This is a genomic window from Variovorax sp. Varisp41 (assembly GCF_047325085.1).
Lineage (GTDB): Bacteria > Pseudomonadota > Gammaproteobacteria > Burkholderiales > Burkholderiaceae_C > Variovorax.
On sequence record NZ_CP168540.1, the window covers coordinates 1,633,758 to 1,658,167 of the forward strand.

25 protein-coding genes, 1 other RNA gene and 1 pseudogene are annotated in these 24,410 nt (G+C 63.1%); 13 read left to right on the top strand and 14 right to left on the bottom strand.

What is annotated here, in order from left to right; translation table 11 throughout:
• Nucleotides 1–21 precede the first annotated feature (21 nt).
• Nucleotides 22–807 carry a class I SAM-dependent methyltransferase gene (locus ACEN9J_RS07625; RefSeq protein WP_261213878.1) on the bottom strand — a complete coding sequence of 262 codons (786 nt, stop codon included), beginning with the start codon at nt 805–807 and terminating at the stop codon, nt 22–24.
• Here ACEN9J_RS07625 and gloB point away from each other — a divergent pair.
• From gloB to ACEN9J_RS07640, 3 genes and pseudogenes are all read left to right on the top strand, one after another.
• Nucleotides 806–1,585 (top strand): hydroxyacylglutathione hydrolase, encoded by a 780-nt coding sequence (gene gloB, locus ACEN9J_RS07630; protein WP_093341338.1) that lies wholly within the window; start codon nt 806–808, stop codon nt 1,583–1,585. The genes ACEN9J_RS07625 and gloB overlap by 2 nt on opposite strands.
• A pseudogene (locus ACEN9J_RS07635) lies at nt 1,582–3,167 on the top strand (transglycosylase SLT domain-containing protein). The gene gloB and the pseudogene ACEN9J_RS07635 overlap by 4 nt, the downstream one beginning before the upstream one ends.
• An 82-nt stretch (nt 3,168–3,249) precedes the next feature.
• Entirely contained in the window at nt 3,250–5,016 is a 1,767-nt protein-coding gene (locus ACEN9J_RS07640; RefSeq protein WP_057594208.1) for a monovalent cation:proton antiporter-2 (CPA2) family protein, read from the top strand.
• Between the two features lie 34 nt (nt 5,017–5,050).
• On the opposite strand, the gene ACEN9J_RS07645 is transcribed toward ACEN9J_RS07640, so the two are convergent.
• The 7 genes from ACEN9J_RS07645 to dnaX form a co-directional block, all read right to left on the bottom strand.
• Nucleotides 5,051–5,890 (bottom strand): ABC transporter permease, encoded by an 840-nt coding sequence (locus ACEN9J_RS07645; RefSeq protein WP_413763727.1) that lies wholly within the window; start codon nt 5,888–5,890, stop codon nt 5,051–5,053.
• On the bottom strand, nt 5,887–6,702 hold the full coding sequence (locus ACEN9J_RS07650; protein WP_057594210.1) for an ABC transporter ATP-binding protein: 816 nt from the start codon (nt 6,700–6,702) through the stop codon (nt 5,887–5,889). The genes ACEN9J_RS07645 and ACEN9J_RS07650 overlap by 4 nt, the downstream gene beginning before the upstream one ends.
• A gap of 74 nt (nt 6,703–6,776) precedes the next feature.
• Complete coding sequence (locus tag ACEN9J_RS07655; protein ID WP_057594211.1) at nt 6,777–7,811, bottom strand: ABC transporter substrate-binding protein; 1,035 nt, start codon at nt 7,809–7,811, stop codon at nt 6,777–6,779.
• 160 nt (nt 7,812–7,971) lie between these two features.
• Complete coding sequence (locus ACEN9J_RS07660; RefSeq protein WP_261213881.1) at nt 7,972–8,364, bottom strand: MAPEG family protein; 393 nt, start codon at nt 8,362–8,364, stop codon at nt 7,972–7,974.
• A gap of 49 nt (nt 8,365–8,413) precedes the next feature.
• A complete protein-coding gene (recR, locus tag ACEN9J_RS07665; RefSeq protein ID WP_057594213.1) occupies nt 8,414–9,004 on the bottom strand; it encodes a recombination mediator RecR in 591 nt (196 codons plus the stop codon).
• A gap of 24 nt (nt 9,005–9,028) precedes the next feature.
• Nucleotides 9,029–9,361 (bottom strand): YbaB/EbfC family nucleoid-associated protein, encoded by a 333-nt coding sequence (locus ACEN9J_RS07670; protein ID WP_007836669.1) that lies wholly within the window; start codon nt 9,359–9,361, stop codon nt 9,029–9,031.
• Between the two features lie 124 nt (nt 9,362–9,485).
• Nucleotides 9,486–11,345, bottom strand: coding sequence for a DNA polymerase III subunit gamma/tau (gene dnaX / locus ACEN9J_RS07675; RefSeq protein ID WP_413763728.1), 1,860 nt, complete (start codon nt 11,343–11,345; stop codon nt 9,486–9,488).
• A gap of 118 nt (nt 11,346–11,463) precedes the next feature.
• Between dnaX and ffs the strand changes: the two genes are divergently transcribed.
• The 5 genes from ffs to ACEN9J_RS07700 all read left to right on the top strand — a co-directional run bounded on the left by ffs (nt 11,464) and on the right by ACEN9J_RS07700 (nt 15,486).
• Nucleotides 11,464–11,560, top strand: an RNA gene (gene ffs, locus ACEN9J_RS07680) — signal recognition particle sRNA small type.
• Between the two features lie 115 nt (nt 11,561–11,675).
• Nucleotides 11,676–13,376, top strand: coding sequence for a DUF6538 domain-containing protein (locus ACEN9J_RS07685; protein WP_413763729.1), 1,701 nt, complete (start codon nt 11,676–11,678; stop codon nt 13,374–13,376).
• A 519-nt stretch (nt 13,377–13,895) separates the two neighbouring features.
• Nucleotides 13,896–14,129, top strand: a complete 234-nt coding sequence (locus ACEN9J_RS07690; protein ID WP_413763730.1) for a hypothetical protein — start codon at nt 13,896–13,898, stop codon at nt 14,127–14,129.
• A 51-nt stretch (nt 14,130–14,180) separates the two neighbouring features.
• Nucleotides 14,181–14,489, top strand: coding sequence for a helix-turn-helix domain-containing protein (locus ACEN9J_RS07695; RefSeq protein ID WP_413763731.1), 309 nt, complete (start codon nt 14,181–14,183; stop codon nt 14,487–14,489).
• The gene (locus ACEN9J_RS07700; RefSeq protein WP_413763732.1) at nt 14,452–15,486 is read left to right on the top strand and encodes a reverse transcriptase family protein; all 1,035 of its coding nucleotides are present in this window, start codon (nt 14,452–14,454) and stop codon (nt 15,484–15,486) included. The genes ACEN9J_RS07695 and ACEN9J_RS07700 overlap by 38 nt, the downstream gene beginning before the upstream one ends.
• Nucleotides 15,487–15,652: 166 nt before the next feature.
• Here ACEN9J_RS07700 and ACEN9J_RS07705 read toward each other — a convergent pair whose 3' ends face one another.
• On the bottom strand, nt 15,653–16,195 hold the full coding sequence (locus ACEN9J_RS07705) for a hypothetical protein (protein WP_413763733.1): 543 nt from the start codon (nt 16,193–16,195) through the stop codon (nt 15,653–15,655).
• A gap of 9 nt (nt 16,196–16,204) precedes the next feature.
• The gene (locus tag ACEN9J_RS07710; RefSeq protein ID WP_413763734.1) at nt 16,205–16,732 is read right to left on the bottom strand and encodes a hypothetical protein; all 528 of its coding nucleotides are present in this window, start codon (nt 16,730–16,732) and stop codon (nt 16,205–16,207) included.
• Between the two features lie 212 nt (nt 16,733–16,944).
• Here ACEN9J_RS07710 and ACEN9J_RS07715 point away from each other — a divergent pair, with 212 nt between their 5' ends.
• Together ACEN9J_RS07715 and ACEN9J_RS07720 are read left to right on the top strand one after the other, a co-directional pair.
• Nucleotides 16,945–17,526, top strand: a complete 582-nt coding sequence (locus tag ACEN9J_RS07715) for a hypothetical protein (RefSeq protein WP_413763735.1) — start codon at nt 16,945–16,947, stop codon at nt 17,524–17,526.
• Between the two features lie 1,158 nt (nt 17,527–18,684).
• Entirely contained in the window at nt 18,685–19,632 is a 948-nt protein-coding gene (locus tag ACEN9J_RS07720; protein WP_413763736.1) for a helix-turn-helix domain-containing protein, read from the top strand.
• Here the strand turns inward: ACEN9J_RS07720 and ACEN9J_RS07725 are convergent.
• Complete coding sequence (locus ACEN9J_RS07725; RefSeq protein ID WP_413763737.1) at nt 19,629–19,916, bottom strand: hypothetical protein; 288 nt, start codon at nt 19,914–19,916, stop codon at nt 19,629–19,631. The genes ACEN9J_RS07720 and ACEN9J_RS07725 overlap by 4 nt on opposite strands.
• 36 nt (nt 19,917–19,952) lie before the next feature.
• Nucleotides 19,953–20,567 (bottom strand): recombinase family protein, encoded by a 615-nt coding sequence (locus tag ACEN9J_RS07730; protein ID WP_413763738.1) that lies wholly within the window; start codon nt 20,565–20,567, stop codon nt 19,953–19,955.
• Between the two features lie 184 nt (nt 20,568–20,751).
• Here ACEN9J_RS07730 and ACEN9J_RS07735 point away from each other — a divergent pair, with 184 nt between their 5' ends.
• The 3 genes from ACEN9J_RS07735 (at nt 20,752) to ACEN9J_RS07745 (ending at nt 23,319) form a co-directional block, all read left to right on the top strand.
• Entirely contained in the window at nt 20,752–21,633 is an 882-nt protein-coding gene (locus tag ACEN9J_RS07735; protein ID WP_413763739.1) for a competence protein CoiA family protein, read from the top strand.
• Nucleotides 21,630–21,866 (top strand): hypothetical protein, encoded by a 237-nt coding sequence (locus ACEN9J_RS07740; protein WP_413763740.1) that lies wholly within the window; start codon nt 21,630–21,632, stop codon nt 21,864–21,866. Before ACEN9J_RS07735 ends, ACEN9J_RS07740 begins: the two co-directional genes overlap by 4 nt.
• Nucleotides 21,867–22,275: 409 nt before the next feature.
• On the top strand, nt 22,276–23,319 hold the full coding sequence (locus ACEN9J_RS07745; protein ID WP_413763741.1) for a DUF4917 family protein: 1,044 nt from the start codon (nt 22,276–22,278) through the stop codon (nt 23,317–23,319).
• 92 nt (nt 23,320–23,411) lie between these two features.
• Here the strand turns inward: ACEN9J_RS07745 and ACEN9J_RS07750 are convergent, their stop codons facing one another.
• Entirely contained in the window at nt 23,412–23,735 is a 324-nt protein-coding gene (locus ACEN9J_RS07750; protein ID WP_413763742.1) for a MarR family winged helix-turn-helix transcriptional regulator, read from the bottom strand.
• Between the two features lie 57 nt (nt 23,736–23,792).
• The gene (locus ACEN9J_RS07755; RefSeq protein ID WP_413763743.1) at nt 23,793–24,047 is read right to left on the bottom strand and encodes a hypothetical protein; all 255 of its coding nucleotides are present in this window, start codon (nt 24,045–24,047) and stop codon (nt 23,793–23,795) included.
• Between the last annotated feature and the right edge of the window lie 363 nt (nt 24,048–24,410).

Below are 24,410 nucleotides of genomic sequence, written 5' to 3' on the forward strand. Positions count from 1 at the left end.
TCTTCACTGTCGATATTCACGTCATTCGCGGTCGGCGCGGCGTCCCTGCCGGTGCACCTTGCCCGCGATCGGCACCGGCGCCGTGGCGCGGGCGCTGGCGCGGCGCCACTCGGGGCTCAAGAGGCGCATGCCGCGCACGCGCTTGACCGCCACCAGGAAGTAGGCCGCGCCGAAGATCGGCCACCAGCGCTCGCCGGCCACGTCCATCCAGCGGCTGCGCTCGAGCCAGGCCTCGCTGCGCGCGGCCGGCCGGTAGACGCCGAAGCGCCCCGACTCGACCTCGAAGCTCAACAGGCGCAGCCAGTCGCGCATGCGCCAGTAGCCGATGAACTCGCCGCCCTCGGGCAGGAAGAGTTCGCCGAAGCCCAGGCGCCGGTACAGGTGCGCGCGGCGCTGCCGCATGCCCCAGAGGCTGGTCGGGTTGAGCCCGCAGATCACCACCCGGCCTTCGGGCACCAGCACCCGCTCGACCTCGCGCAGGGTGGCGTGCGGGTCGGGGCTGAGCTCGAGCGCATGCGGCAGCACCACCAGGTCCAGGCTGTTGGCCGCGAACGGCAGCGCCGCGAAATCGGCCAGCAGCACGGCCTGCGGCGCCTGCGCCAGGTGCGCTGGGTCGTCGAGCGCCAGCCAGCGGTGCGGCATGCGGTTGGCGCGCAGGCCCTCGACCTGGGCCGCCCCGAGCTGCAGCGCGTGGTAGCCGAAAACGTCGGCCACGGCCTGGTCGAACTGGGCTTGTTCCCAGGCGAGAAGGTAGCGTCCGGGGGGGGTCGCGAACCACTCCTGCAAACCTATAATTTGACCGCTCATGACCCTCGTTCCGCTGCCCGCCTTCGCCGACAACTACATCTGGATGCTGCAGGACGGGTCCAACGCGATCGTGGTGGACCCGGGCGATGCCCGGCCGGTGCTCGACGCACTGGCAAGCGGCAAGCTGCAACTGGCCGCGATTCTAGTCACGCACCATCACGCCGATCACACGGGCGGCGTGGCCGAGCTGCGCGCCGCCACCGGCGCCGCGGTGTGGGGTCCGAGGCACGAGCGCATCCCCGAGCCCTACGCACCGCTGGTGCAGGGCGACCATGCCGACGCGCTGGGCCTGCGCTTCGAGGTGATCGACGTGCCGGGCCACACGGCCGGCCACATCGCCTACTTCCTGCCCGCGGCCGAGGGCCGCGCGCCGCTGCTGTTCTGCGGCGACACCCTGTTCTCGGGCGGGTGCGGGCGCCTGTTCGAGGGCACGCCCGCGCAGATGCTGGCCTCGCTCGACGCGCTCGCCGCGCTGCCCGGCGACACCCGCGTCTGCTGCGCCCACGAGTACACACTTTCTAACCTGCGCTTCGCCCAGGCGGTGGAACCCGGCAACACCGACCTGACTCAGTACCGGGCGCATTGCGAAAGCCTGCGCGCCCAGGGCGAGCCCACGCTGCCGTCGCAGCTGGCCCTCGAACGCCGGATCAACCCCTTTCTTCGCAGCCGCGAAGCCACTGTCCTTCGAGCGGTGCGCGCGCACGCCGAGCTGTCCCCCGACGCGGGCGAAGCCGACGTGTTCGCCGCGCTGCGCCAATGGAAAAACGACTTCCGATGAAACTCACCGCTGCCGCCTGCCTCGCAGGCATCCTGTTGCTCGCCGGCTGCGCGGGCACCGGCACCCCCTCTTCCTCGTCTTCCTCCTCCCCCTCCTCTCCCCCACCGCCGGCGGCACCGGCTCCCTCGCCGCCAGCCGCGCCGCGCCCATCTACCCGAGCGGCCAGCTCGCCCCCATCGCCAGCAGCGAGGCGCGCTCGCAGAGCGTGGTCACGCTGGCCCCGCCGGCCGACATGTGGGACCGCATCCGCCGCGGCTTCAAGATGCCCGACCTCGACAACGACCTCGTGCGCGACCGCGAGCAGTGGTATGCGAGCCGGCCCGACTACATCCAGCGCATGACCGAGCGCTCGAACAAGTACATCTTCCACATCGTCGAGGAGCTCGAGCGGCGCAACATGCCCACCGAGCTGGCGCTGCTGCCCTACATCGAGAGCGCCTTCAACCCGCAGGCCGTGTCGAGCGCGCGCGCCGCCGGCATGTGGCAGTTCATGCCGGCCACCGGCACCGACTTCGACCTCAAGCAGAACATCTTCCGCGACGACCGCCGCGACGTGGTGGCCTCCACGCGCGCCGCGCTCGACTACCTGCAGAAGCTCTACAACATGTTCGGCGACTGGCAGCTCGCGCTGGCCGCCTACAACTGGGGCGAAGGCAGCGTGAGCCGCGCTATCGCCAAGAACCAGCGCCTGGGCCTGCCCACCACCTACAGCGACCTCACGATGCCGGCCGAGACCCGCATGTACGTGCCCAAGCTGCAGGCGGTGAAGAACATCGTGGCCAACCCGCAGGCCTTCAACGCCGAGCTGCCGGTGATCGCCAACCACCCCTACTTCCAGACCGTGCCGCTCACGCGCGACCTCGACGTGGAACTGGCCGCCAAGCTCGCCGACGTGCGCATCGAGGACTTCCGCGCGCTCAACCCGGCGGCCCACAAGCCGGTGCTGATCGCCGCGGGCACCTCCGAGATCCTGCTGCCCTGGGACAACGCCGCCGTGTTCCAGCGCAACTTCGACGCCTACACGCAGGGCCAGTACGCGAGCTGGACCGCCTGGGTCGTGCCCAACACCATGACGGTGGCCGACGCCGCCCAGCGCGCCGGCATGAGCGAGTCGGACCTGCGCGCGCTCAACAACGTGCCGCCGCGCATGCTGATCAGGGCCGGCTCCACGTTGATCGTGCCGCGCGGCGCGCGCGTCAAGGAGGACGTGGCGGCGGTGGTGGCCGACAGCGGCCACCTGAGCTTCCAGCCCGAGATCGTCACGCGCCGTACCACCGTCAAGGCCGGCCGCAGCGACAACGTGGCGAGCATCGCGCGCCGCTACAACCTCAAGCCCGCGAGCGTCGCCGAGTGGAACGACGTCAAGCCCAACCATGCCTTCAAGCGCGGCATCAGCGTGGTGGTCTACCTGCCGGTGCGCGCCGCCCCGGCCGCGCGCGTCGGCAGCGGTGCCGGTCCGCGCGGACGGCCGGTCGCGCAGGTCAAGCGCGGCAGCAACGTGAGCAAGGTGCCGGCCAGCGCCTCGAGCAAGCAGGTGGTGCGCGAGAAGCGCGGCGGCACGCCCTCGAAGAAGAAGCGCTGAAGTAGCGCCCGGGCGGCGGCAGGGCCGGTGCATCGCCTTTCGCGGCGCCGGCCACGAACGAATAAATCAGGAGGGCCATGCCATGGCAGTGGAAGGAAGCGCGGGCGATCTCGTCAAGGTCGTGACGCTGTTGGGGGCCGCGGTGGTCGCGGTGCCGCTGTTCAAGCGCATCGGGCTCGGCTCGGTGCTCGGCTACCTGGCCGCGGGGCTGGCCATCGGCCCGTTCGGCTTCGGCCTGTTCACCGATCCCCAGACCATCCTGCACACGGCCGAACTCGGCGTCGTGATGTTCCTGTTCGTGATCGGCCTCGAGATGCGGCCCTCGCACCTGTGGAGCATGCGGCGCGACATCTTCGGCCTCGGCAGCCTGCAGGTGGTGGTCTGCGGCTTCCTGCTGACCGGCGTGGGCATGGCCTTCGGCTTCCCGCTCGCCGTGTCCTTCGTCTGCGCGATGGGCTTCGTGCTGACCTCCACCGCCATCGTGATGCAGCTGCTCGGCGAACGCGGCGACATCGCGGCGCCGCGCGGCCAGAAGATCGTCGCCGTGCTGCTGTTCGAGGACCTGCTGATCGTGCCGCTCTTGGCCATCGTGGCCTTCATCGCGCCGCCCGACGCCACGCAGCACGCGGTCGAGGCCGGCTCGCGCTGGATCGGCGTGGGCATCGCGCTGGCCGCGCTCGCGGCGCTGGTGGCGGCCGGCATCTGGCTGCTCAACCCGCTGTTCCGCGTGCTCGCCAACTCGAAGGCGCGCGAGGTCATGACCGCGGCCGCGCTGCTGGTGGTGCTGGGCGCGGCGCTCTTGATGCAACTCGGTGGCCTTTCGATGGCCATGGGCGCCTTCATCGCGGGCGTGCTGCTGTCCGAATCCACCTTCCGCCACCAGCTCGAGGCCGACATCGAGCCCTTCCGCGGCCTTCTGCTCGGGCTGTTCTTCATCGGCGTGGGCATGTCGCTCGACCTCGCGGTGGTGGCGCGCAACTGGCAGCTGATCCTGGCCGGCGTGCTGTCGATGATGGTGGTGAAGTCGCTGTGCATCTACGCGGTGGCGCGGCTCGCGAAGAGCTCGCGCGCCGACGCACTCGACCGCGCGGTGCTGATGGCCCAGGGCGGCGAGTTCGCCTTCGTGCTGTTCTCCTCCGCGCTCGCGGCGGGCGTGATCAGCCCGGTGGTCAACGCCAACATGACGGCGGTGGTGGTGCTCTCGATGGCGCTCACGCCGCTGGTGGTGCTCGCGCACCGCCGCTTCGCGCCGGCCGCGGCCGAGTCCATGGACGGCATCGACAAGGCCGAGGACCTGGTCGGCAACGTGCTGGTGATCGGCTTCGGCCGCTTCGGACAGATCGCGGTGCAGGGCGCGCTGGCGCGCGGTGCCTCGATCGCGATCATCGACACCGACACCCAGGTGATCCGCGATGCCGCCCTGTTCGGCTTCAAGGTCTACTACGGCGACGGCTCGCGCGCCGACGTGCTGCATGCCGCGGGCGCCCACGGCGCGCGCGTGATCATGGTCTGCGTCAACGACAAGGCCGCCACCACGCGCATCGTCGAGCTGCTCAAGGCCGAGTTCCCGCATGCGCAGCTGCTGGTGCGCGCCTACGACCGCGAGCATATGCTCGAGATCGGCAAGCTCAACGTCGACTTCCAGATCCGCGAGACCTTCGAATCGGCGATGGCCTTCGGCCGCCAGGGCGTGCTGGCGCTCGGCGCCTCCGACACCGAGGCCGACGAGGTGATCGACGAGCTGCGGCGGCGCGACGCGGAGCGCGTGGTGCTCGAGATGGCCGGCGGCATCTTCGCGGGCCGCGCGCTGGTGCAGGTCAACACCGAGGCGCACGGCAAGAACGCCTGAGCGCGCCCGAGCTCGTTCTCGGGCCGCGCGCGGTTCAGAGCTTCTCGGTCTCGCCGCTGCGCGGCTGCCACTTCATGAGCCGCTTCTCGATCAGGCCCACCAGCGCATCGAGCGCGAGCGCGAAGGCCGTCAACACCACGATGCCCGCGAACACGGTATTGACGTCGAAGGTGCCCTCGGCCTGCAGGATCAGGTAGCCGACGCCGCGCGCCGAGCCCAGGTACTCGCCCACCACCGCGCCCACGAAGGCCAGGCCCACCGAGGTGTGCAGGCTCGAGAACACCCAGCTGGTGGCGCTCGGCAGGTAGACGGTGCGCAGCAGCTGGCGCTGGTTGGCGCCCAGCATGCGTGCATTGGCGAGCACCACCGGGCTCACCTCGCGCACGCCCTGGTAGACGTTGAAGAACACGATGAAGAACACCAGCGTGACGGCCAGCGCCACCTTGCTCCAGATGCCGAGGCCGAACCACAGCGCGAAGATCGGCGCGAGGATCACGCGCGGCATCGAGTTGGCGGCCTTGATGTAGGGATCGAGGATCAGGCTCGCGGTGGGCGCGAGCGCGAGCCACAGCCCGCAGCTCAGGCCCATCACGGTGCCGATGCCGAAGGCCAGCACGGTCTCGAGCAGCGTGGTGCCCAGGTGCAGGTAGATGTCGGCATTGCCCTTGAGCCCGTCGGGAAACAGCGGGTTCGCCGGCACCTCGAAGGGCAGGAACCAGCTCCAGATGCGCCCGGCCACCTGGATCGGCTCGCCGAGGAAGAAGGCCACCTGCTGGTTGCGCGAGGCCAGGTGCCAGCCCACGAGGATCACGACCAGCAGCACCAGCTGCCAGAAGCGCGCGTTGCGTTCGTTGAGGGCCAGGCGCGACATCATGCGGCCTTCTTCAGTTGCTGCGCGTAGCCCTTGAGCACCTCGTCGCGCAGCACCTCCCAGATCTGGGTGTGCAGCTCGACGAAGCGCGGCTGGGTGCGCACCTCGGCCACGTCGCGCGGGCGCGGCAGGTCGATCTCGAACTCGCCGATCGGATGGGTGGCCGGTCCGGCCGAGAGCACCACCACGCGGTCGCTCATCGCGATCGCTTCGTCGAGGTCATGGGTGATGAACAGCACGGCCTTCTTCTTCGCGCTCCACAGATCGAGCACCTCGTTCTCCATCAATTGCCGGGTCTGGATGTCGAGCGCGCTGAAGGGCTCGTCCATCAGGATGATGTCGGGGTCGAGCACCAGCGTCTGCGCCAGCGCCACGCGCTTGCGCATGCCGCCCGAGAGCTGGTGCGGATAGCGGTCGCCGAAGCCCGCGAGGCCCACGCGCGCGAGCCAGGCCTCGGCCTCGCGGCGCGCTTCGGCATCAGGCACGCCGCGGTACTGCAGCCCGACCATCACGTTGTCGATGGCGCTGCGCCAGGGCATCAGCGCCTCGGTCTGGAACATGTAGCCCGCGCGCGCGTTGATGCCCGAAAGCGGCTGGCCGAACACCTTGACCGTGCCGGACGAGGGCTGCAGCAGCCCCGCGCCGATGTTGAGCAGGGTCGACTTGCCGCAGCCCGTGGGACCGACCACCGACACGAACTCGCCGGCGCGCACGCGCAAGGTGGTGTCGGCCACCGCGGTGTAACGCTGGCCGGGGTCGTCCTTCGAATGGAAGATGCAGCTGATCGAGAGGAGTTCGAGTGCGTGGTCGGACATGGCGGAACTGGATGGCTGGCGATGCGCGTCCCCCAGAAAAAACCCGGCCGAAGCCGGGTCGCGGGACATCGAGGTCAGGCCTTGAACCTGTCCTTCGCTCGCCGTGCGAAATCGTTGGTGTAGGTTTTCGCGAGGTCGATCTTGTCGGCCTTGACGGAAGTATCGAAGCTCGCGATCGCGGCCAGCGCGGTCTTGGGCCCCTCGGACGGCACGATGCCGTCGGGCGCGATCGATTCGCGCACCTTGTCGAACGAGGCGAGGTAGAGCGCGCGGTCGCCGAGCAGGTAGGTCTCGGGCACGGTCTTGATGATGTCGCCCGGGCCCGCGGTCTGCAGCCACTTGAGGCCGTGCACGATCGCGTTGGCCAGCGCCTGGCAGGTGTTGGGGTTCTTCTGCACGAAATCGACCGGCGCATAGAGGCAGGCGGCCGGCATCGGCCCGCCGAACACCTGTTGCGTGCCCTTGAGCGTGCGGGTGTCGCTGATGATCTTCACGTCGCCCTTCTGCTCGAGCATGGTCATCACGGGGTCGGTGTTGCTGATGGCGTCGATCTGGCCCGAGCGCAGCGCGGTGAGCGCGCCGGCGGCGACGCCCACGCCGATGTAGCTCACGTCGCTGGCCTTGAGGCCGCCGCGCGAGAGCACGAGGTTGGCCACCATGTTGGTCGACGAGCCCGGCGCCGAGACGCCGATCTTCTTGCCCTTGAGGTCGGCGATGCCGGCATAGCTCGACATGTTCTTGGTCGATACGCCCATCGCGATCTGAGGCGCGCGGCCCTGCAGCACGAAGGCCTGGAAGAACTGGTTCTTGGCCTGCAGGTTGATGGTGTGCTCGTAGGCACCCGAGCACACGTCGGCCGAGCCGCCGACCACCGCCTGCAGCGCGCGCGCGCCGCCCGCGAAGTCGGAGATCTCGACGTCGAGCCCCTCGGCCTTGAAGTAGCCGAGCTGCTCGGAGATGGTGAGCGGCAGGTAGTAGAACGCCGCCTTGCCGCCGACCGCGATCGAGATCTTGGTTTTCTCCAGCTTCGGCTGCGCGAACACCCGCGGCAACGCGATGGTGGCGGCGGCGATGGCCGAGGCGGAGATGAGGGTGCGGCGGTGAAGCATGGAACGTGGCCTGCGGCGGCGTCTGGTGGCTCTGGAATTCGTCGAAACTGAATCGAGCTTAGGGGCGCGCGCAGGGTCGCTGCATCGGGGTCATCCCGTGCGGGTTTTCACGTAAGCATGAAGGCCACTCACAGAGTGAAAAAGGCCGCTCTCAGCCGCGCTATTTCGCGAGGAACAGGATCGCGATATTGACCAGGAAGGCGGCTGCCCAGACCGCGCTGCGCAGCGCCGGAATGCCCTGGATGTAGAGCGCGAGATAGGCCACGCGCAGCAGCACGTAGGCGATCGCGAGGCGGTCGATCCACAGCTGCGCGGCGCCGAGCTGGTGCGCGATGATCACCGCGCCGATGAAGAAGGGCAGCCCCTCGAAGCTGTTGGCCTGCGCGGCGTTGGCGCGCGCGCGCCAGCCCGCCTGCCTGGCGGCCCAGTCGCGCGGCTGCGCGTTGTCGCTGGGCCGGAAGGCGCCGGCCTTGGCGATCCAGGCCGCGAGGTACGGCAGGCCGCAGGCGATGAAGACGCACCAGTAGGCGACGGTGAGCAGCGACAGGGTCATGGTGTCTCCGGAATCTCTTGGATGCGCGGCGGCGGTGGCCGCCGCGGGATCAGCGCCGGTCGACCAGCGCGTGCGCGATGGTGCCGAGGTCCACGTACTCGAGCTCGCTGCCCGCGGGCACGCCGCGCGCGAGCCGCGTGACGGTGAGGCCGCGCTGGCGCAGCGCATCGCCGATGACATGCGCCGTGGCTTCGCCCTCGGCCGTGAAGTTGGTCGCGAGGATCACCTCGGCCACCGTGCCATCGAGCGCGCGCTCGAACAGCTTCTGCAGGCCCAGGTCCTTGGGACCGATGCCGTCGAGCGGGCTGAGCTTGCCCATCAGCACGAAGTAGTAGCCGCGAAAGGCGTTGGTGCGCTCGAGCGCGGCCTGGTCGGCCGGCGTCTCGACCACGCAGAGCTTGGTCGGGTCGCGCCGCACGTCGAGGCAGACGTTGCACACCGGCATCTCGGTGAAGGTGTTGCAGCGCTCGCAATGGCGCACCTGCCCCGCCGCCTGCTGCAGGGCGCGCGCGAGCAGCTGCGCGCCCTCGCGGTCGTGCTGCAGCAGGTGGAAGGCCATGCGCGAGGCCGACTTGACGCCCACGCCCGGCAGGCGGCGCAGCGCATCGACGAGCGCGTCGAGGGAACCGGCGTCGGACACGTCAGCCTTGGTGGCGCGGCGGCATCAGAACGGCAGCTTCATGCCCGGGGGCAGGCCCGGCATGCCGGCGGTCAGCTTGCCCATCTTCTGCTCGCTGGTCTCCTCGGCCTTGCGCACGGCGGCGTTGAAGGCAGCGGCCACGAGGTCCTCGAGCATGTCCTTGTCGTCGGCCAGCAGGCTCGGGTCGATGGTGATGCGCTTGACGTCGTGCTTGCAGGTCATCACGACCTTCACGAGGCCGGCGCCCGATTCGCCCTCGACCTCGATGTGGGCCAGTTCTTCCTGGGCCTTCTTGAGGTTGTCCTGCATTGCCTGCGCCTGCTTCATGAGGCCGGCCAGTTGTCCTTTGTTGAACATCGTTGGTCCTGTGGATCGGTTGGGTGGATGGGAAAGGATAAGAGATGGAAGCGCAGTTGGCGGCGAAGCCTCGCCGCCGCAAGGGCCACGGCCGATTGTCGCCGCTGCGCGTGGCCCGCCGCGCTCAGGCCGGTTTGAGCGAGCCCGGGACGATCCTCGCGTCGAAGTCGCGCATCAGGGCCTGGATCTCGGGATCGCTGCGGATCGCTTCCTCGGCGATGCGCTGGCGCTCGTCGGCGGCGGCCTTGTTGCGGCGTGCCGGGCTGTCGACCACGCCGCCGACCTCGATCGCGAGCTTGACCTCGTGGCCGATCGCGGCCAGCGCGGCGATCAGCTTCTCGCGGCTCGAGGGCTGGTTGAGCGACTCGCGCTCGATGCGCAGCAGCCACTGGTCGGTGTCGCGCGCCACCAGCTGCGACTGCAGAGCGAGTTCGCGCGTGAGCGCGGCGATGCTCTCGGCCGCGATCAGCTGCGTGACGGTGGCGAACCAGAAGTCGCCCTCCTCGCTCGGCGGGATCGGCGCGGCGGGTGCCTGGGCACCGTCGCGCGGCGTGTCGCGCGCGCCGGGCGGCGGCTGCACGCGCATCGGCACGGCGACCACCGGGGCGGGATCGGGTTCGGGCACGTCCTCGGGCGGACGCGCCTCGGGGCGGCGCACGGGCTGGTCGACGACCGGCAGACGATGGCCCGCGGGGGCGGCGATCGACGGTTGCGCAGGTGCGGCAGCGGGCGCCGGACGCGGCACTTCGGCCGACATGCTGCGCACCGGGATCGGCCGCGGCGGCTGCACGGGGGCGGCAACGGGTGCCGGCGCCGCCGCCGGGGCGTTATTCAGAGTTTTTTTTTCCGCGGAGGCCGAGCCGGCCGCGTTCTGCGCAGGCTTGAACGCCAGCAGCCGCAGCAGCACCATCGTGAGCGCGGCGTATTCGTCGGGCGCGAGGCCGAGCTCGCCGCGGCCGTGCAGGCACAGGCTGTAGAGCAGTTGGGTCTCGTCGGCCGGCATCAGCAGCGCGAGCCGCGCGGTGTCGGCCGCGTCGGGGTCGGTGCTGGACGTGGCGGCCTCGGCGCGCGAAGGCACGGCCTGCAGCACCGCCATGGCCTGCAGCACCGCCGTCATTTCCTCGAGCGTGGAAGCAGCCGACATGCCGTCGATGCGCAGCGCCTCGGAGGTCTCGACCACGGTCTTGCCGTCGCCCTGCGCGAGCGCCTCGATCAGGCGGAACACATGGCCGCGGTCGACGCTGCCGAGCATCTGGCGCACGCCGGCCTCGACCAGCTCGCCGTTGCCGAAGGCGATCGCCTGGTCGGTCAGCGAGAGCGCGTCGCGCATCGAGCCGCGCGCCGCGCGCGCGAGCAGGCGCAGCGCCTGCGGCTCGGCCGGCACCTGCTCGGTCTGCAGCACCGAGGTCAGGTGCTCGAGCACCGTCTCGGGCGCCATCGGGCGCAGGTTGAACTGCAGGCAGCGCGACAGCACCGTGACCGGCACCTTCTGCGGATCGGTGGTGGCCAGCACGAACTTGAGGTACTCGGGCGGCTCCTCGAGCGTCTTCAGCATCGCGTTGAACGCGGTGTTGGTCAGCATGTGCACTTCGTCGATCATGAAGACCTTGAAGCGGCCCTGTACCGGCTTGTAGACCGCCTGCTCGAGCAGCGACTGCACTTCATCGACGCCGCGGTTCGAGGCCGCGTCGAGCTCGGTGTAGTCGACGAAGCGGCCGGCGTCGATGTCGCGGCAGGCCTGGCACACGCCGCAGGGCGTGGCGGTGATGCCGCCCTGCCCGTCCGGGCCCTGGCAGTTGAGCGACTTGGCCAGGATGCGCGAGACGGTGGTCTTGCCCACGCCGCGCGTGCCGGTGAACAGGTAGGCGTGGTGCAGGCGCTGGGTGGTGAGCGCGTTCTCGAGCGCCTGCACCACGTGCCCCTGACCGACCATCTCAGCGAAGGTTTTCGGACGGAACTTGCGGGCGAGCACGATATAGGACATTGCGCCCATTCTAAAAGCCGCGAAGGGGGCCTTCGGCATCCGCCTCTTCGATGTTTCTCATCGATCGATTCACCGCCCCGGCGAAGGGGGCAACGCGAGCGAGGTTAGAATCGACCCTGACGGGCCTCCCTGCATGGTGAAGTGGCCAACCGGGTCAGGTGGGGAACCAAGCAGCCCTAACTGCGTAGTCAGTGCCAGGGGTAAGGCTCGTCAACTAACATCGAGAAAGCCGTGAGTTCTCAAGAACTTACGCGCTGACAAGGGGTTTCGAGCCTCGGTCTGTAGAACCTTCCTGTAGAACCTCGCACAGCCATGACCTTGGAGAAAGACATGGCAAGCACCCTCACGGGGCTCAATGCGCGGGGATCGCGGTGGTACCTCAACATCGTTATCCCACCCGACCTTCGCGAGGTCTACGGTAGGCGAGTGGTGAACCTCGCTCTAGGCACCAGCGACCGCCGAGAGGCCACCACGCGGGGCACCATGAAGCGAGCCGAATGGCTGGCTGAATTCGCAGCAAAGCGCCGCGAACTGAAGCCCCTACCGCTTTCGGTCATCACGCCAGAGCTGGCCCAAGAGCTGGCCCTTAGGGTCCGCGCTAGGGTGCTCCGACAGGACGACGCCTTACGCGATGACGCCACAACACTTGCCCCATTCACCGATGCGGTAAAGGCCGCCGAACACCGGTGGCGTACCGCGCTTTGCATCGGCGGCCCGACGCCCTTCAGCCCTCCGCTGCGCGACACCTCACCAGGGGCGGGCCTCAGCGACGACGACGCCGAAACCTTGGCGGGGTTGAACGCTCTCCTTGATGCCCGCGCGGGGGCCGATCTGGCAAAGCGCAGGCGTGCCGCCGTCCTTCCCCTGGTGCGCTTTGAGGCTCTCAAACTCGGGATCGCATTCGATCCCAACGGAGAAGGCGCTCAGGAGGCTCTAGCCGTATGCCTCCTGGCGTATCGCAAAGCACGACAAGAAGCCGCCCAGAGAGATGCCGGCGAGGCCATTGAAACGCCGGTATTGCCACAAACCTCACAGACCATCGCGGCCGCAGCCAAGGCCAAAGCCCGAACCCTGCGCGATGTCTACGACAAGTGGAAAGTGTCAGGCGACAAAGCCCGCTCCACTGACTCCCTCGCAGTCTATGAGCGGGCCCTGAAGCAGTTCGAGGGTCAGCACAAAGGCCTCGCTCTTATCGACATCACACGAGAGATCGGCGACACATACCGAACCTGGTTGCGCGAGACCTGCAACACGACAAAGACCGCGCGCGACCGTTTGACGAACATCAAGTCCCTCTTGAAGTTCGCTTACGAAACTCTTGAGTGGATACCCAAGCAGCCGTGGCGCGGCCTGGACATCAAGACCACCACGACGAACAAGCGTAGACCGTGGACGAATGCCGAACTGACCGCGCTGTTCTCGGCGCCACTGCACACCGCCTACGCCCTGCCCGATGCCCGCTACGCAGGTCGCGAGGCAGCCTATTGGATTCCTCTCCTGGGCCTCTTCACAGGAACCCGCCTCGGAGAACTCTGCCAGCTTCGCACGGTCGATGTTCAGAAGGTCGAGGGCATTGATGTCCTTGTGCTGACCAACGAAGGCGAAGGCCAGAGCATCAAGAGTGACGCGGGACACCGCAGCGTGCCCATTCATAGCGAGTTGGTGCGACTCGGATTTCTCCGGTATGTGCAAACCGTCAAGGATTCCCGCAGCGACTCTCTATGGCCCGCCCTTCCCTTGCGTGAAGGGAAGCCGAGCGACTACTTCGGGCGCTGGTTCAAGGAGCATCGCAATGCCTTGGGCCTAACCGGCACCCGCCCCGACTTCCATTGCTTCCGGCACACGGTGCGTCCACTGATGCGCAAAGCGGGCCACAGCGAGGGCACGATGGACAAGGTAACCGGACACAAGACAGTGGGAAGCATCGGGACCACGGTGTACGACCACAGGACGATGCAGGAAGTTCGGGAGGCCGTCGAAGCCATCCAGTACCCGGCCCTCAAGGCTCCAGTTTTGGCGCTCGTCAAGTGAGCCGCGAACGCACGAAGTAGCAAAACTACCCGCGCTCGCGGTTGTCCCTAAATCGAGCCACGCAGTGGCGCTTGCGAGACGCGCGATCGCTTCACTTCGTGGCCGCCCTAACCTTCTTCAACACGTGGTTACAACGACCACGTACTGACAGATAAATTTTCAGTCGAATAGTACGTACAATAGCTTCCATGGCGGCGCGTGATCGCGCTGCTGCGGTTCGATAAGTTTTGTGATTCCTCAACCCGCAAGGTAAGGCTCAGTGATCGGGACCTCCTCAACGAGGTCGCTACGTGGACAGTAACGTGGCTTGTAACGCGGCACGGTTGGCTAAGACCAACTGAGGCCAGCAGGAAGACCTCGACGCCCGCGAGGCGAAGTCTGAATGGCTTCGTTCTCAGAGGGGGAAGGCGATTCTGCAGCGTGGCATCTGTGGTGGGCTTGGTTGGTGTCGAGTTGGCTCCTTTACGGCGCTACCTTGAAACGGGGAAGCAGGGCATGGTGTCCTGTAAGGAGGTCCGAATGGACGCACAAACTTTGACGAACGTCATCAACGGTCTGAAGAAGACCCGCGATGTTTGCAGTAGCCAACTCGACATTGGTGCATTGAAGGAACTGGACGGTGCAATCGCGTTGCTGGAACGGCTTCGAGACCACCCACAGAGCACGACTGAAGCGGCAGCGCTAAAGCTTCGTGCCCTCCAGGCGGTTGCGGCGGTTGTCAGCATTGCGACAAACCTGCGTAACTGGCTGTGAGGCCGTCATGGGCACCCCAAGCCCATTCTTGGACTTCATTCGGACGTAGTCATGAACATCGGACAGGCCATCCAGCTCGCGAGGTCAACGCGGAAGCTCTCACAAGCGGCACTCGCCAAGCGGGCGGGCATCTCGGTGTCTTACCTTTCATTGTTGGAACGCGGGCGCCGTGACCCGCCGTTGTCCACGCTGCGCCGCATTGCGGCTGCATTGGTAATGCCGATTGAAATTCTTTTCTTTCTCGGCGCGGAGGATGGCGAGTTGGGGCAGTTGAATCGCGACCTTGCAGGACAACTAGCGATCACCGCCCTGGAGCTGCTGAATGGCCCTATCCCTGAACAAGCCGAGCTATCGTTGTAGTCCGATCAAGAGTGTCCGCGCTTTAGCCAAAGCCTTGGGCTTTTCAGAGCAGGAACTTCTCGCGCTCGCAGTAGATGCAAATCGGCGCTATCGCACGGTAAAGCCCGAACCGGGGTCAACGCGTCAGACTTTTGACGCCATAGGTCAATTGAAGGTAGCTCACAGGCGTATCAAGGAGGTCATTTTTTCCAACGTGTACTTCCCCGACTACCTTCAGGGCAGTCTGAAAGGGCGGGACTATGTGACCAACGCGAGACTGCATACAAACAAGCAGATACTGATCTGCGAGGACGTGAAGAAGTTTTTTCCGTCGGTCAAGGCGGACCTCGTTGCTGACGTGTGGCTCGGCTTCTTTCGCTTTTCGCCCGAAGTGGCCCAATTGCTGACGGCACTGACAACGAAAGACGGTGCCCTGCCCCAAGGCGCGATCACCAGTTCCTACATTGCCAATCTTGCGATGTGGAGGCACGAGCCGCTGCTTCACGCCAAGCTCGCTGATCGAGGCATCACCTATTCCAGGTATGTGGACGACATGGCAGCGTCTTCGGCTCAACACCTAAGCAAGGAAACTCAGACTTGGATCATTGCGCAGGTCTACGGGATGCTCGCGCGACATGGGTTGAAGGCCGGGAGGGGAAAGCACGAGGTTTTCTCCGCAAGCGAACCGATGATTGCTACGAAACTGATCGTCAACCGCAAACCCTCTCTCAGCCCTAAGAAGCGGTCGCAAGTTCGAGCCCAGGTAAGGCAGCTTGAGCTTGCTCATGAGGCCGGTGCAGACGCCACGACGTTGCTCGCGATGGCCGACAAAGCCGCGCACAAAGTGGGGCAACTAGGGCGATTTCACGTCACATCCGCATCACACTTGAAGAGCCGGGTAAAGGCTGTTCGCGCTCAGTTGCCAATCGAGATTCAGCCACAAATTGTCGATCTGGCTCCCCCGGTAGAGAGTGCGACATCTGAAGCTATTGAGGCAATCCGCCCGCCTTGGGAGTAAGGACAACGCGTTCTGACCCGTGCGCTCTCGATGAAAAAAAAGCCCCCGAGGCGTGAACCTGCGGGGGCTTTGAGGGGGACGCGGAAGGGTTACTTCGGGGCGGTGACCGGGCGGGCTTGGCTCTGGAGTGGCTGCCTACCGAAGTTGTCATTGACTTGAAGGCGGCTCATTTCCCGATCCTCTGTTGCGATTGAATCTGCGTGGATGCATAGGTGTTCGCCACCTTCAGGCCGGCACCGAGGTATTCAGCGAAGCCCGGCCCCTTCACGTCTTGGAGGCGACTGAGCTGGGACCGCTGGTTGATCCCGATGTTGTCCACTTGGTCCTGCCGAGCGGCCTGTTGACGGGCGTAGTTCATCTCGCTGGTGGTGCCCGCTGCGAGGCCCTTGCCGGAGAGGTCGAGGAGTAGAGCGTCCACCGAAGCGCCGCCGATGCCGGCTGCACCCGCAGAGACCCGAGCGGAGCCCAATCGGGCGGCCCGCTCGCGGGCAATCTCGGTTCCTTCGACCGAGGCGTTCTCGCGGTCCTCGATACCCTGACGGTTGGCCTGCGAGTAGTTCTCGATGGCCGCTGCATGGGTTGCGATGCGCTGGGTTTCGTTGGAACGATTGACGGCCTTGGCGTTCTGCTTCTGGCTGTAGATCGCAGTGCCTGCTGATGCGGCCATTGAGGCAACAAGAAGCACCGTGGGCGTAATGATGTCGCACATGGTCGCCCCTTAGTGCGCCGTCGCGCTGTTCTCGGGGACTATCGGCGCCCCTCGAACGCCTCGCTTGTGCCACTCATTGGCTACTTCTGCATTCTTGGCGATGACGGAAAGCGAGCTGCCTTCGCGAGCGCCCATTTCCGCAAGGACCGCGTGCGTGCGAACAATTTCCGCGAGTGCGTCAATGGCGCGATCATGTCCGCAAGCGACGCGGTACGCCTCAAGATGGGCTGCAGCGTCATCCGGTAGCTGTGCCCCCTTGTCACGGGCTGGAATGAGGTCGCGTAGATGCAGCGCAGTAGCAAACGCACCTGAACGCATACCCGCGAGGTCCGCAGCTATCGACATCAAGCCATGTTCCTGAATGAGGTTGGCGAGTGCTTTGCTGTTGTCGATCCAATGGGCATCGCCTTCGCAGGCGGCCTCCCCGACCTCGCGGTCCTCGGCAAGCTGGAGTGCCCTCTGGAAAGTCTTGAGTTGGTCGAACTGGGGGACCGGAAGGGAAAAGGCGCGGATCACACGCGGGGGCTGTTGTGCCATATACAAGCTCATGTGAAGTGAAGAGACAAAGAAAAAGCCCCGACACCGGTTAGGGCGTGGGGGCTCGGGGAAATGAATTCGGAGGGTGGACTATCGGCAACCTAAAGAACCATTGCTGGGGCTGGTAGCTGCCACAAGGGAAGAAATGTCGGGGTAGAGTTCAAGCCGAGTACGCAAGGCACTCAGAGAGCAAAATCAAATGAGGAAAAGAAATGATTAAAACGGTGTTTGGGAACGCCATGAAAAACGCGTGCACGGTTCTCCAAGACACGCAAGGAGACCTGCGGAAGCTGAAATGCCCACCCCCGTCCGCCGTACTCACGTTGCGGCTCCAAAATCTTGGCGGAGCCGCCGAGCGCACGTTACTGAACGCACTACCAACCGGGAACAGAAAAGAGGACATCAACACCGATCACGTATACGTCATCGGATTGACCGCCCCTACTGCGCAGAAATTTTCCATCCTCCGCAGCGCTTTCAGTACCGCACGCGATGGGAACACTGACCCCGACAACAAGGTCGCATTTTGCCGCCGCATCGATACGCACAAGAAGCCCTCCGTAATCTACGTAGGGCGTTCCAAAAAGCTCCGAGCACGAATTGCACAGCATCTAGACGACAAATCAGGGAGAACCTATGCAATGCATATGGGCCGCTGGGCGAAAGCCTTGGACCTGGAACTCGCGATCTCATACATCACCTTTACGGACAAGACAGACTCTCTCGTGCAAGCAGTGGAAGATGGTCTTTGGATGGCACTGAAACCCGCATTGGGGAAACACGGCGCGAGATAGAAAGCGGTGGACAGATACTCTCACGCACATCCCATAATGCAAAAAGAGACTGTGCAGATAAGAGCATGAAAGAACCTCTTGGTAAGGCGCTGACCGAATGACCACAGTTGGCCTTACGCCGAAGGCCCCGCTATAGGTCATCAACTGGCTCACCTTCAGGTTGAATCTCTAAGTTTTTTCTTCTTCTGATCATCCTCATTAGGATGCACCTTCAGAAATCGTGAAGGAAAGCTTCTAGACACCTTTAGGTGCTCCCCCTACCCCCTCACGCATCACGATGCCATCGCCCCCTTCGATGGTCTCGCAGCGGCCCCCAAAGGGGACCTGCAGATGCGCTCGGATGCCAGCACCGGCCAGCCAGTCGGCGCCGGGCCCGTTGCGAATATGACTCCAGTCTCCTAGTCGGGGGGGTAATCGTTTTGGCGTGGCCTCCCCCTAGGCTGCTTGGGCGTCTTTAGCGCTTTCCCGATGGGCCACCCGCGTGCCTGACGATCCTTTACGGTGCCCGCACTGATGCCGAAGTGGCGCGTCCATTGCGTCACCGTGCGGGTCTCGCCTTGGATAGTCACATTTCGACTGCTGCTGCGGTTGTTCGCTTGTTGCTCCCGCGTCGCCCATCTGCAGTTGGCCTTGCAGTAGGGCCCGCTGTTGTCTTTGCGATCCAGCGAAGTTCCGGGGAGACGCTCCCCCATGTCGGCTAGGAAGTTCTCGAAGGCCGCCCATCGCGGATCAAAAGTAATGCCGCGACCACCGTAGCGGTGGTACTGATTGAAGTTCGGATTAGTGCAACGGTCTTTCATGTGGACCCACGAGAGGTATGTGGGCGACATGTGGCCGTTCACTGCGTGGCCGTGCGTGCGGCTCAATTCACCGCCTGTGCGAGATACATCTGATGGCGGTTGTGCGCGATGGTGAAATTCTGCATGTGAATAGAGATAGCTGTTGGTTGATGCGTTGGGTTGGTGCCGGCCGTACCCAATCGCAGGCGGCCACCCCTAATCGGGGGGGAAATCACGACCCCATCAGTACCTCGCGGCAAGACTGGGTCGGGTGACCTATCCCATACTTGGTCAAGAAGAACTGAAATTTGCATCCCCTCTATCACGACAGACGACTCACGCTAGTCGTTGTATGCTGCTGTAGAAGAAGGACACGACCATGAATGCCAGGGACGTTCAACACCTCATCGATAGCCGTGCTCAAGAATCGCTCTACATGGACTTCAAGCGTGGTGAAGCACTGGGACGGCAAAACGATAGACGGACCGAGTTGATAAAAGATGTCACAGGCCTCGCAAATGCCGATGGAGGCAAGCTGCTCTACGGGATTACAGAGGAGAGAGTTGACGGCATCCCGGTGGCAACGGGCCTTGCCCCCGTGGTAGATAACTCTCTGGACAAGGATTGGCTTAGTACAACGATTCGCGACAACACCAGTCCCCGCTTCCATGATTTCGACATAGAAGAGATAGCGGTTGAGGGTGGACGAGTAATCGTGATCGATGTGCGGGCGGCCGGTACGGCGCATCAGAATCTGGGCGACCTGAGGTATTACCAACGAGCGGGCGTATCCACCGCACCCATTCAGGACTTTCGTATTCGCGATTTAATGGCGCGTGGTACGCGACCTGTCGCCGAAATTGACGTTCAAACTCAGGCCGTCCAACAACTGCAAGACCTGCATCGATACCTCCTTAGAGTTTCAATCGCTAACGTTGGGAACGTGAGTCTTGAAAAATGGTGGCTGAACGTAGATGTGCCGTCGAGAGCCTTTCGCGACTCGCGCTTCGGTGGCGTTGGCATGATGCACATGCACGGCCTGTATTCGCATATGGTCACACGGGCCAGAGACCCAGGAGGCGCGGAGATCGTCCGCGTCTCCTTTGGCGATCCGTTCCCTGATGGAACGCGTTTCCTCCTGCATCCCGGCCAACGCCAGGACTACGATCCCTCAGGGGGCCGCTTCCCAGAATTCTGTGTGGAGGTCGATCCCGATATCTTTGCAGAACTCAGGCGCTTGGAGCGCCCGATAGCTTGGACGCTATACCTGAACAACGCACAGCCGATACAAGGAGAGGTGTCGTTTGACGAGTGGTGCAGGTTCTAGCCCCTGTGCGCGTCAATCAGCGCCGACACACGCTCCATGAGTTCATCCGCGAGCCCCTCCGGATCACCCGCGAGGAGCCCCACCGGGAAACTTCCCAAGCCCGTCGCGCCGTAGCTAACCCGCACCGAGGGAAAGCCGTCTCCGATTTCCTGCGCGGCATCCTGAAGACACTCGGAGATGGTCGAATGGGCCTCAGTTGGTTCGGCCAGCGGCTCGCCGCCCACGGTCAGGCGGTAGGTGTACAGGCCAGGACGAAGCTTACGGATGTCGAGGGAAGGTTCCATGCCATCGATTCTCTAATGAGAAGCCCCGCAGGGGGTTCATTCCGAAGGACGTGTGTGTGTTCCTAAGTCTGGCGTCATCGCATCCCTGATACGCATGATCGTCTGCCTACTTGTCGCGTAGCCTGCGGCCAAGCCCGCCACGGAGAATTTCCCGCTTGCAAGTCGATCCTGAATCTCCGCAATTTGCACCGGACGCAAGGACATTGGACGACCCAACTGTCTACCCTCAGCCTTCGCCCGAGCCAATCCCGCCTGAGTCCGCTCGATAAGAAGGTCCCGCTCGAACTCCGCGACAGCAGCAACAACGCCCATCGTCATCTTCCCCGCAGGGCTCGCAAGGTCCACTCCCCCGAGAGCCAAGCAATGCACCCGCACGCCCATCCCCGCGAGGCCCTCGACGGTCGCCCGAACATCCATCGCGTTGCGCCCGAGGCGGTCGAGCTTGGTGACCACAAGAACATCTCCCGCCTCCAGCTTGTTGAGGAGCATCCCAAAGCCGGCCCGCTCGGAGGCCGCTACGGAACCCGACACGGTTTCCGTGATGGTGCGCTGAGGGGTCACACTGAAGCCTGCCGCAGCAATCTCCTTGACTTGGTTCTCGGTGGTCTGGTCAGCAGTGGAGACGCGGCAATATGCAAACACGCGGGACATGAGGGACCTCTTGATGTACGGAAAGGATGTCCGAATCATCGCGCATGCCCAAAATGTCGTCAATCTATTTTTTGAACACCCAGTCCAGGGGTGTCCGTATCCGGTCGATTTTGGACAGACGGCGCAAATGTCAGCGCCCAACATTTAGTTCTACGACATAGGAATGAATGGCTATAAATGGCGCATGGCACTGGACGACGAACATAGCGACTCAGATGAGCGCCAGCGAGACGCCGAAGAAGTAGGCTGCTATGGCCTCTTTCGCGGCATTGCCAAGAACCTCTACACGCATGAGAAATGGGACGCAAGGTCGGCCTACAAAGCGAATGGCCCGTTCTACTGTCCGACCTGCTTCTCGGATGCTGTTCTACGCAAGTGCGCTCAGAAGATGGACCACTTTGCGCACCGGGCGCGGCTCAGCCCGGTCCTTGGTCCAAAGGAGAAGAAGCTTCATGACGCATGCACGTCAGAGATATGCGAGTTGATGCAAGCGCATTTCCCTGAAGGTAAGTGGGCTGTAGAACGACTCATCCCGGAAAACAAAGCGCACGGGATCAAGGCCCTAGTGCCAGATATCAGCGGGCGGGTCGGGACAACGAGAGTTGCAATCGAAGTTCAAGTGAGCGCCTTGACCATTCCCCGCATCGTTCAACGCACGACGGACTATGCAAAGCGGGGCATCGCACTGGTCTGGATCGTGCCCCTACACGAGCCACTCGGCGATTTTCCTTTCCGCCCGAGGTTGTATGAGCGCTATCTGCACAGCATTTTCTTCGGGCGAACTTACTACTGGTGGGCAGGGAGAGGACTCACCGTAACCCCGGTTCACTACGGCCCTGCAAGTCGTCATATCGAGTATCGAGAATGGATTGAAGACGGCGCGGAGCAATCGGCGGGAGGCTTCTCATTGCCGTACAAGATCATTAAGACTCCGATCTATGGCGCAGATATCAGCTTGCACCGTGACTTTCTAGGAGAGAACAGAGGCTCATTCACCCCCGAAAATGGACGCAAGGAAATCCCTGCTTGCCGCATCTGGCGAGACGCCCTACCTGTCTGGTGGTGAACATCCTGATGACTGAAGATACTCAAGGCCCACCCAACGGCACCAACCCCAGGATTGCGGCAATAGCAACCCGCTTGGCGCACCTTCACGCAGCCGATGAGGCCACCATATGGGCCGCCATCCCTGCCGTCTTCCCCGAGGTGATGGGTGAGCCCTGTGACCAAGAGGATGCGTATCACATCGCCATCGCAGGCGCAGTGATGGCAGAGGTGCGCAGCAGCAACCGGGAATGACGCATCGGGGTGTCCAGGCCGGGCCGCGAGAGGGGGCCACGGGGGGAAGCGAGCCCCCCGGATTTCTTCGAGGGAGCTTTCGCATTTTTGCGGCAAAAGCAAACCGAGGACTTCAAGCGCCGCATCAGCCCCGCCACGAGCCCCTAATCCGAGCGACTGCCGCAGTAGCGCCTGACGCTGCCTGACTCTTTAGGCTGACCACATCGCCATATACGCTTTCCTGCTTATGTCCCTGCAGGTGCGTCAAGTACAGCCTAGAACACCTACGCCATGAACGAGCTTCAGGGACTAGGTCCGAAATTACTTGATTCTGTTGATGGACAGCCCATCGATTCCATGTAAGGATATGTTTTCTTCAATCACCCATTGACGTATTAAATGGGGAAACTTCAATATCAAAAAGCCACTTATGGATCATTTTTCCAATTTCTCAGATGTCGTTTTCGCATTGAAAAAGAAGAAAAGAAAAATGCATCTTTTAATCGGCAATGGATTTAGCATGGCTTATGATCCATCGATTTTCTCTTACAATGCCCTCGCTGATTTTGTGGTCAAGATCAATGACCCTACTTTAACAAAGCTATTCGAAGTCATGAAAACAAAGAACTTCGAATTAATCATGGAGCAACTAAGTACCTTCTCCTCCCTACTCGCGGTACTTGATGCAGAAAAAGACCTCCAAAAAAAGGTGACTGATGCGCATCAAAAGCTAAAAAATAGCCTTTTAGACGCAATTAAATCCCTTCACCCAGAGCATGTCTTCAAGATTCCTGAAGACAAAATGATTAACTGTGCGGCATTTTTACATCAGTTCCTCGATACGGAGGGTCACATATTCAGCACCAACTATGACCTACTTCTCTACTGGGTCTTGATGAGACAAAACTTCCCCAATGCAGTTGACGGGTTTGGTAAGGAACTGCTGAATCCTGCAGAGGCAGCTCGCGGAGAAGAGGCGCAAGACTGGTCCGAACTACGCTGGGGGCCGAACAGAGCAAGACAAAATATTCATTTTTTGCATGGCGCACTTCCTTTATTTGATGCTGGCGCAGAAATAATTAAAGAAAGATATTCAGAGGAAGGCTACTTGCTAGAGAATGTGGGCGCGAGATTGGACAAGGGAGAGTACCCGATATTCGTAACAGCCGGAAATGGTCAAGAAAAACTCTCATTGATTCGCCACAATCGCTATCTATCCAATTGCTACGACAAACTCTGCGAGGCAGATGGATCGATAGTCTCATTTGGATTCGGATTTGGCAAATATGATGAACACATAATTGATGCGCTAAATAGAGCGGCTCATGCGGGCAGTAATGCACCTCCAAAGCTTTGGAGCATTTACATTGGCACCTTCTCCGATGCTGACGTGGACTATATTCAGAGCATTGAACACAAATTTCACGCGAAGGTTTATACCTTTGATGTGAAATCCGCAAACCCTTGGCACTAGAACTCGTACTCACAAATCGCCAGGATGCCCCTCCCGGGTTCTGCGTAACTCCGGAGCCTCCAGGGCTACTCAGGCGAACTTCGCAGCCTCGCTCATGGAGCGTTGAAAGTTTTGGAGGGGTAGCGAAGAGATGCCGGAACAAGCCGCCCAAGCGCTGTGAGGCGGACTACCCGACGCCTGCGATTCTCTGGGTCTCTGTGCTGAACCAACAGGCCGACGCTCACCAGCTTGGCAACATGCCGTGAAGTAGCCTGTCGAGAGAACCCTGTGATCTTGCTGATTTCAATCTGCGAGCATCGGACACCACGCGCGACCGCAATGAAAGTCTGGACTTGCTCGGAAGTAATTCCCGGTGCCGCCTTGCTCATCTCGGCGGTCACGCGCTCGTAGCTCATCAGGCCGATGTCGAAATTCACGGGAGTGGCGCCAATGGTGGCCGAAGGTGCCGAGGCCTTGGGCGTGCCTTCCACGCCTCAACCGTGCCTCTGCTCCTCACGCACAAGCAGCAGAAACCAACATGTCACCTCACCGGACTCACAGGCTTCTCCGTCCGGGCCACCGCAGGACTCCACGACTCGAAAGGTCTCCTCACATGGAATGAGCAACGCGCTCCACCATTCGCGGTCGTCGTGCTGAAAGGCACGCACGGCGCCCGCCAGCAGAACGGCTCCATGGGGGTTGAGGTCGGCTTTGAGAATGAAGTTTTCGGGCTGCGAGTCAAATGCCATGAAGTGCTTTCAGAGGAGGTTTCGGGAACACGTCAAGATGCCGTGAGCGGCCGAATGATCGCCAGGAAAACAGCCCGCCGATATACGCGGAATCACGCCTAGAAAAGCGCTGTGATAGAGTTGATTTTGAAGCGAGAAACAGCACTGTCCTCGCCCTCGATACGCTGCAAATGGTCTCGCTTCCGAGATCATCTCGACACCGAAACCGCCTCCCTCCCCGCTCCTTTGGCCGCCCTGCTACGATGGTCGCGGCTGTGCAACCAAACTGTAGAACCTAGCCGTAGCTCAGGCCCTGTAAGTCATTGATTTCATTGACCATATGGGATTCGAGGGCGGCGGTAAGGCTCGTCAACTTCTTCAGCG

Bases quoted from the DNA above. Each gene is read 5' to 3' on its own strand.
- ACEN9J_RS07720 (WP_413763736.1), top strand. From the start codon at position 18,685: ATGAATGCCAGGGACGTTCAACACCTCATCGATAGCCGTGCTCAAGAA.
- ACEN9J_RS07655 (WP_057594211.1), bottom strand. From the start codon at position 7,811: ATGCTTCACCGCCGCACCCTCATCTCCGCCTCGGCCATCGCCGCCGCC.
- ACEN9J_RS07695 (WP_413763731.1), top strand. From the start codon at position 14,181: ATGAACATCGGACAGGCCATCCAGCTCGCGAGGTCAACGCGGAAGCTC.
- ACEN9J_RS07745 (WP_413763741.1), top strand. From the start codon at position 22,276: ATGGATCATTTTTCCAATTTCTCAGATGTCGTTTTCGCATTGAAAAAG.
- ACEN9J_RS07670 (WP_007836669.1), bottom strand. From the start codon at position 9,361: ATGTTCAACAAAGGACAACTGGCCGGCCTCATGAAGCAGGCGCAGGCA.
- ACEN9J_RS07700 (WP_413763732.1), top strand. From the start codon at position 14,452: ATGGCCCTATCCCTGAACAAGCCGAGCTATCGTTGTAGTCCGATCAAG.
- dnaX (WP_413763728.1), bottom strand. From the start codon at position 11,345: ATGTCCTATATCGTGCTCGCCCGCAAGTTCCGTCCGAAAACCTTCGCT.
- ACEN9J_RS07715 (WP_413763735.1), top strand. From the start codon at position 16,945: ATGATTAAAACGGTGTTTGGGAACGCCATGAAAAACGCGTGCACGGTT.
- ACEN9J_RS07755 (WP_413763743.1), bottom strand. From the start codon at position 24,047: ATGGCATTTGACTCGCAGCCCGAAAACTTCATTCTCAAAGCCGACCTC.
- ACEN9J_RS07645 (WP_413763727.1), bottom strand. From the start codon at position 5,890: ATGATGTCGCGCCTGGCCCTCAACGAACGCAACGCGCGCTTCTGGCAG.
- ACEN9J_RS07685 (WP_413763729.1), top strand. From the start codon at position 11,676: ATGGCAAGCACCCTCACGGGGCTCAATGCGCGGGGATCGCGGTGGTAC.
- ACEN9J_RS07625 (WP_261213878.1), bottom strand. From the start codon at position 807: ATGAGCGGTCAAATTATAGGTTTGCAGGAGTGGTTCGCGACCCCCCCC.
- ACEN9J_RS07725 (WP_413763737.1), bottom strand. From the start codon at position 19,916: ATGGAACCTTCCCTCGACATCCGTAAGCTTCGTCCTGGCCTGTACACC.
- ACEN9J_RS07660 (WP_261213881.1), bottom strand. From the start codon at position 8,364: ATGACCCTGTCGCTGCTCACCGTCGCCTACTGGTGCGTCTTCATCGCC.
- gloB (WP_093341338.1), top strand. From the start codon at position 806: ATGACCCTCGTTCCGCTGCCCGCCTTCGCCGACAACTACATCTGGATG.
- ACEN9J_RS07710 (WP_413763734.1), bottom strand. From the start codon at position 16,732: ATGGCACAACAGCCCCCGCGTGTGATCCGCGCCTTTTCCCTTCCGGTC.
- ACEN9J_RS07705 (WP_413763733.1), bottom strand. From the start codon at position 16,195: ATGTGCGACATCATTACGCCCACGGTGCTTCTTGTTGCCTCAATGGCC.
- ACEN9J_RS07640 (WP_057594208.1), top strand. From the start codon at position 3,250: ATGGCAGTGGAAGGAAGCGCGGGCGATCTCGTCAAGGTCGTGACGCTG.
- ACEN9J_RS07650 (WP_057594210.1), bottom strand. From the start codon at position 6,702: ATGTCCGACCACGCACTCGAACTCCTCTCGATCAGCTGCATCTTCCAT.
- ACEN9J_RS07690 (WP_413763730.1), top strand. From the start codon at position 13,896: ATGGACGCACAAACTTTGACGAACGTCATCAACGGTCTGAAGAAGACC.
- ACEN9J_RS07730 (WP_413763738.1), bottom strand. From the start codon at position 20,567: ATGTCCCGCGTGTTTGCATATTGCCGCGTCTCCACTGCTGACCAGACC.
- ACEN9J_RS07735 (WP_413763739.1), top strand. From the start codon at position 20,752: ATGGCACTGGACGACGAACATAGCGACTCAGATGAGCGCCAGCGAGAC.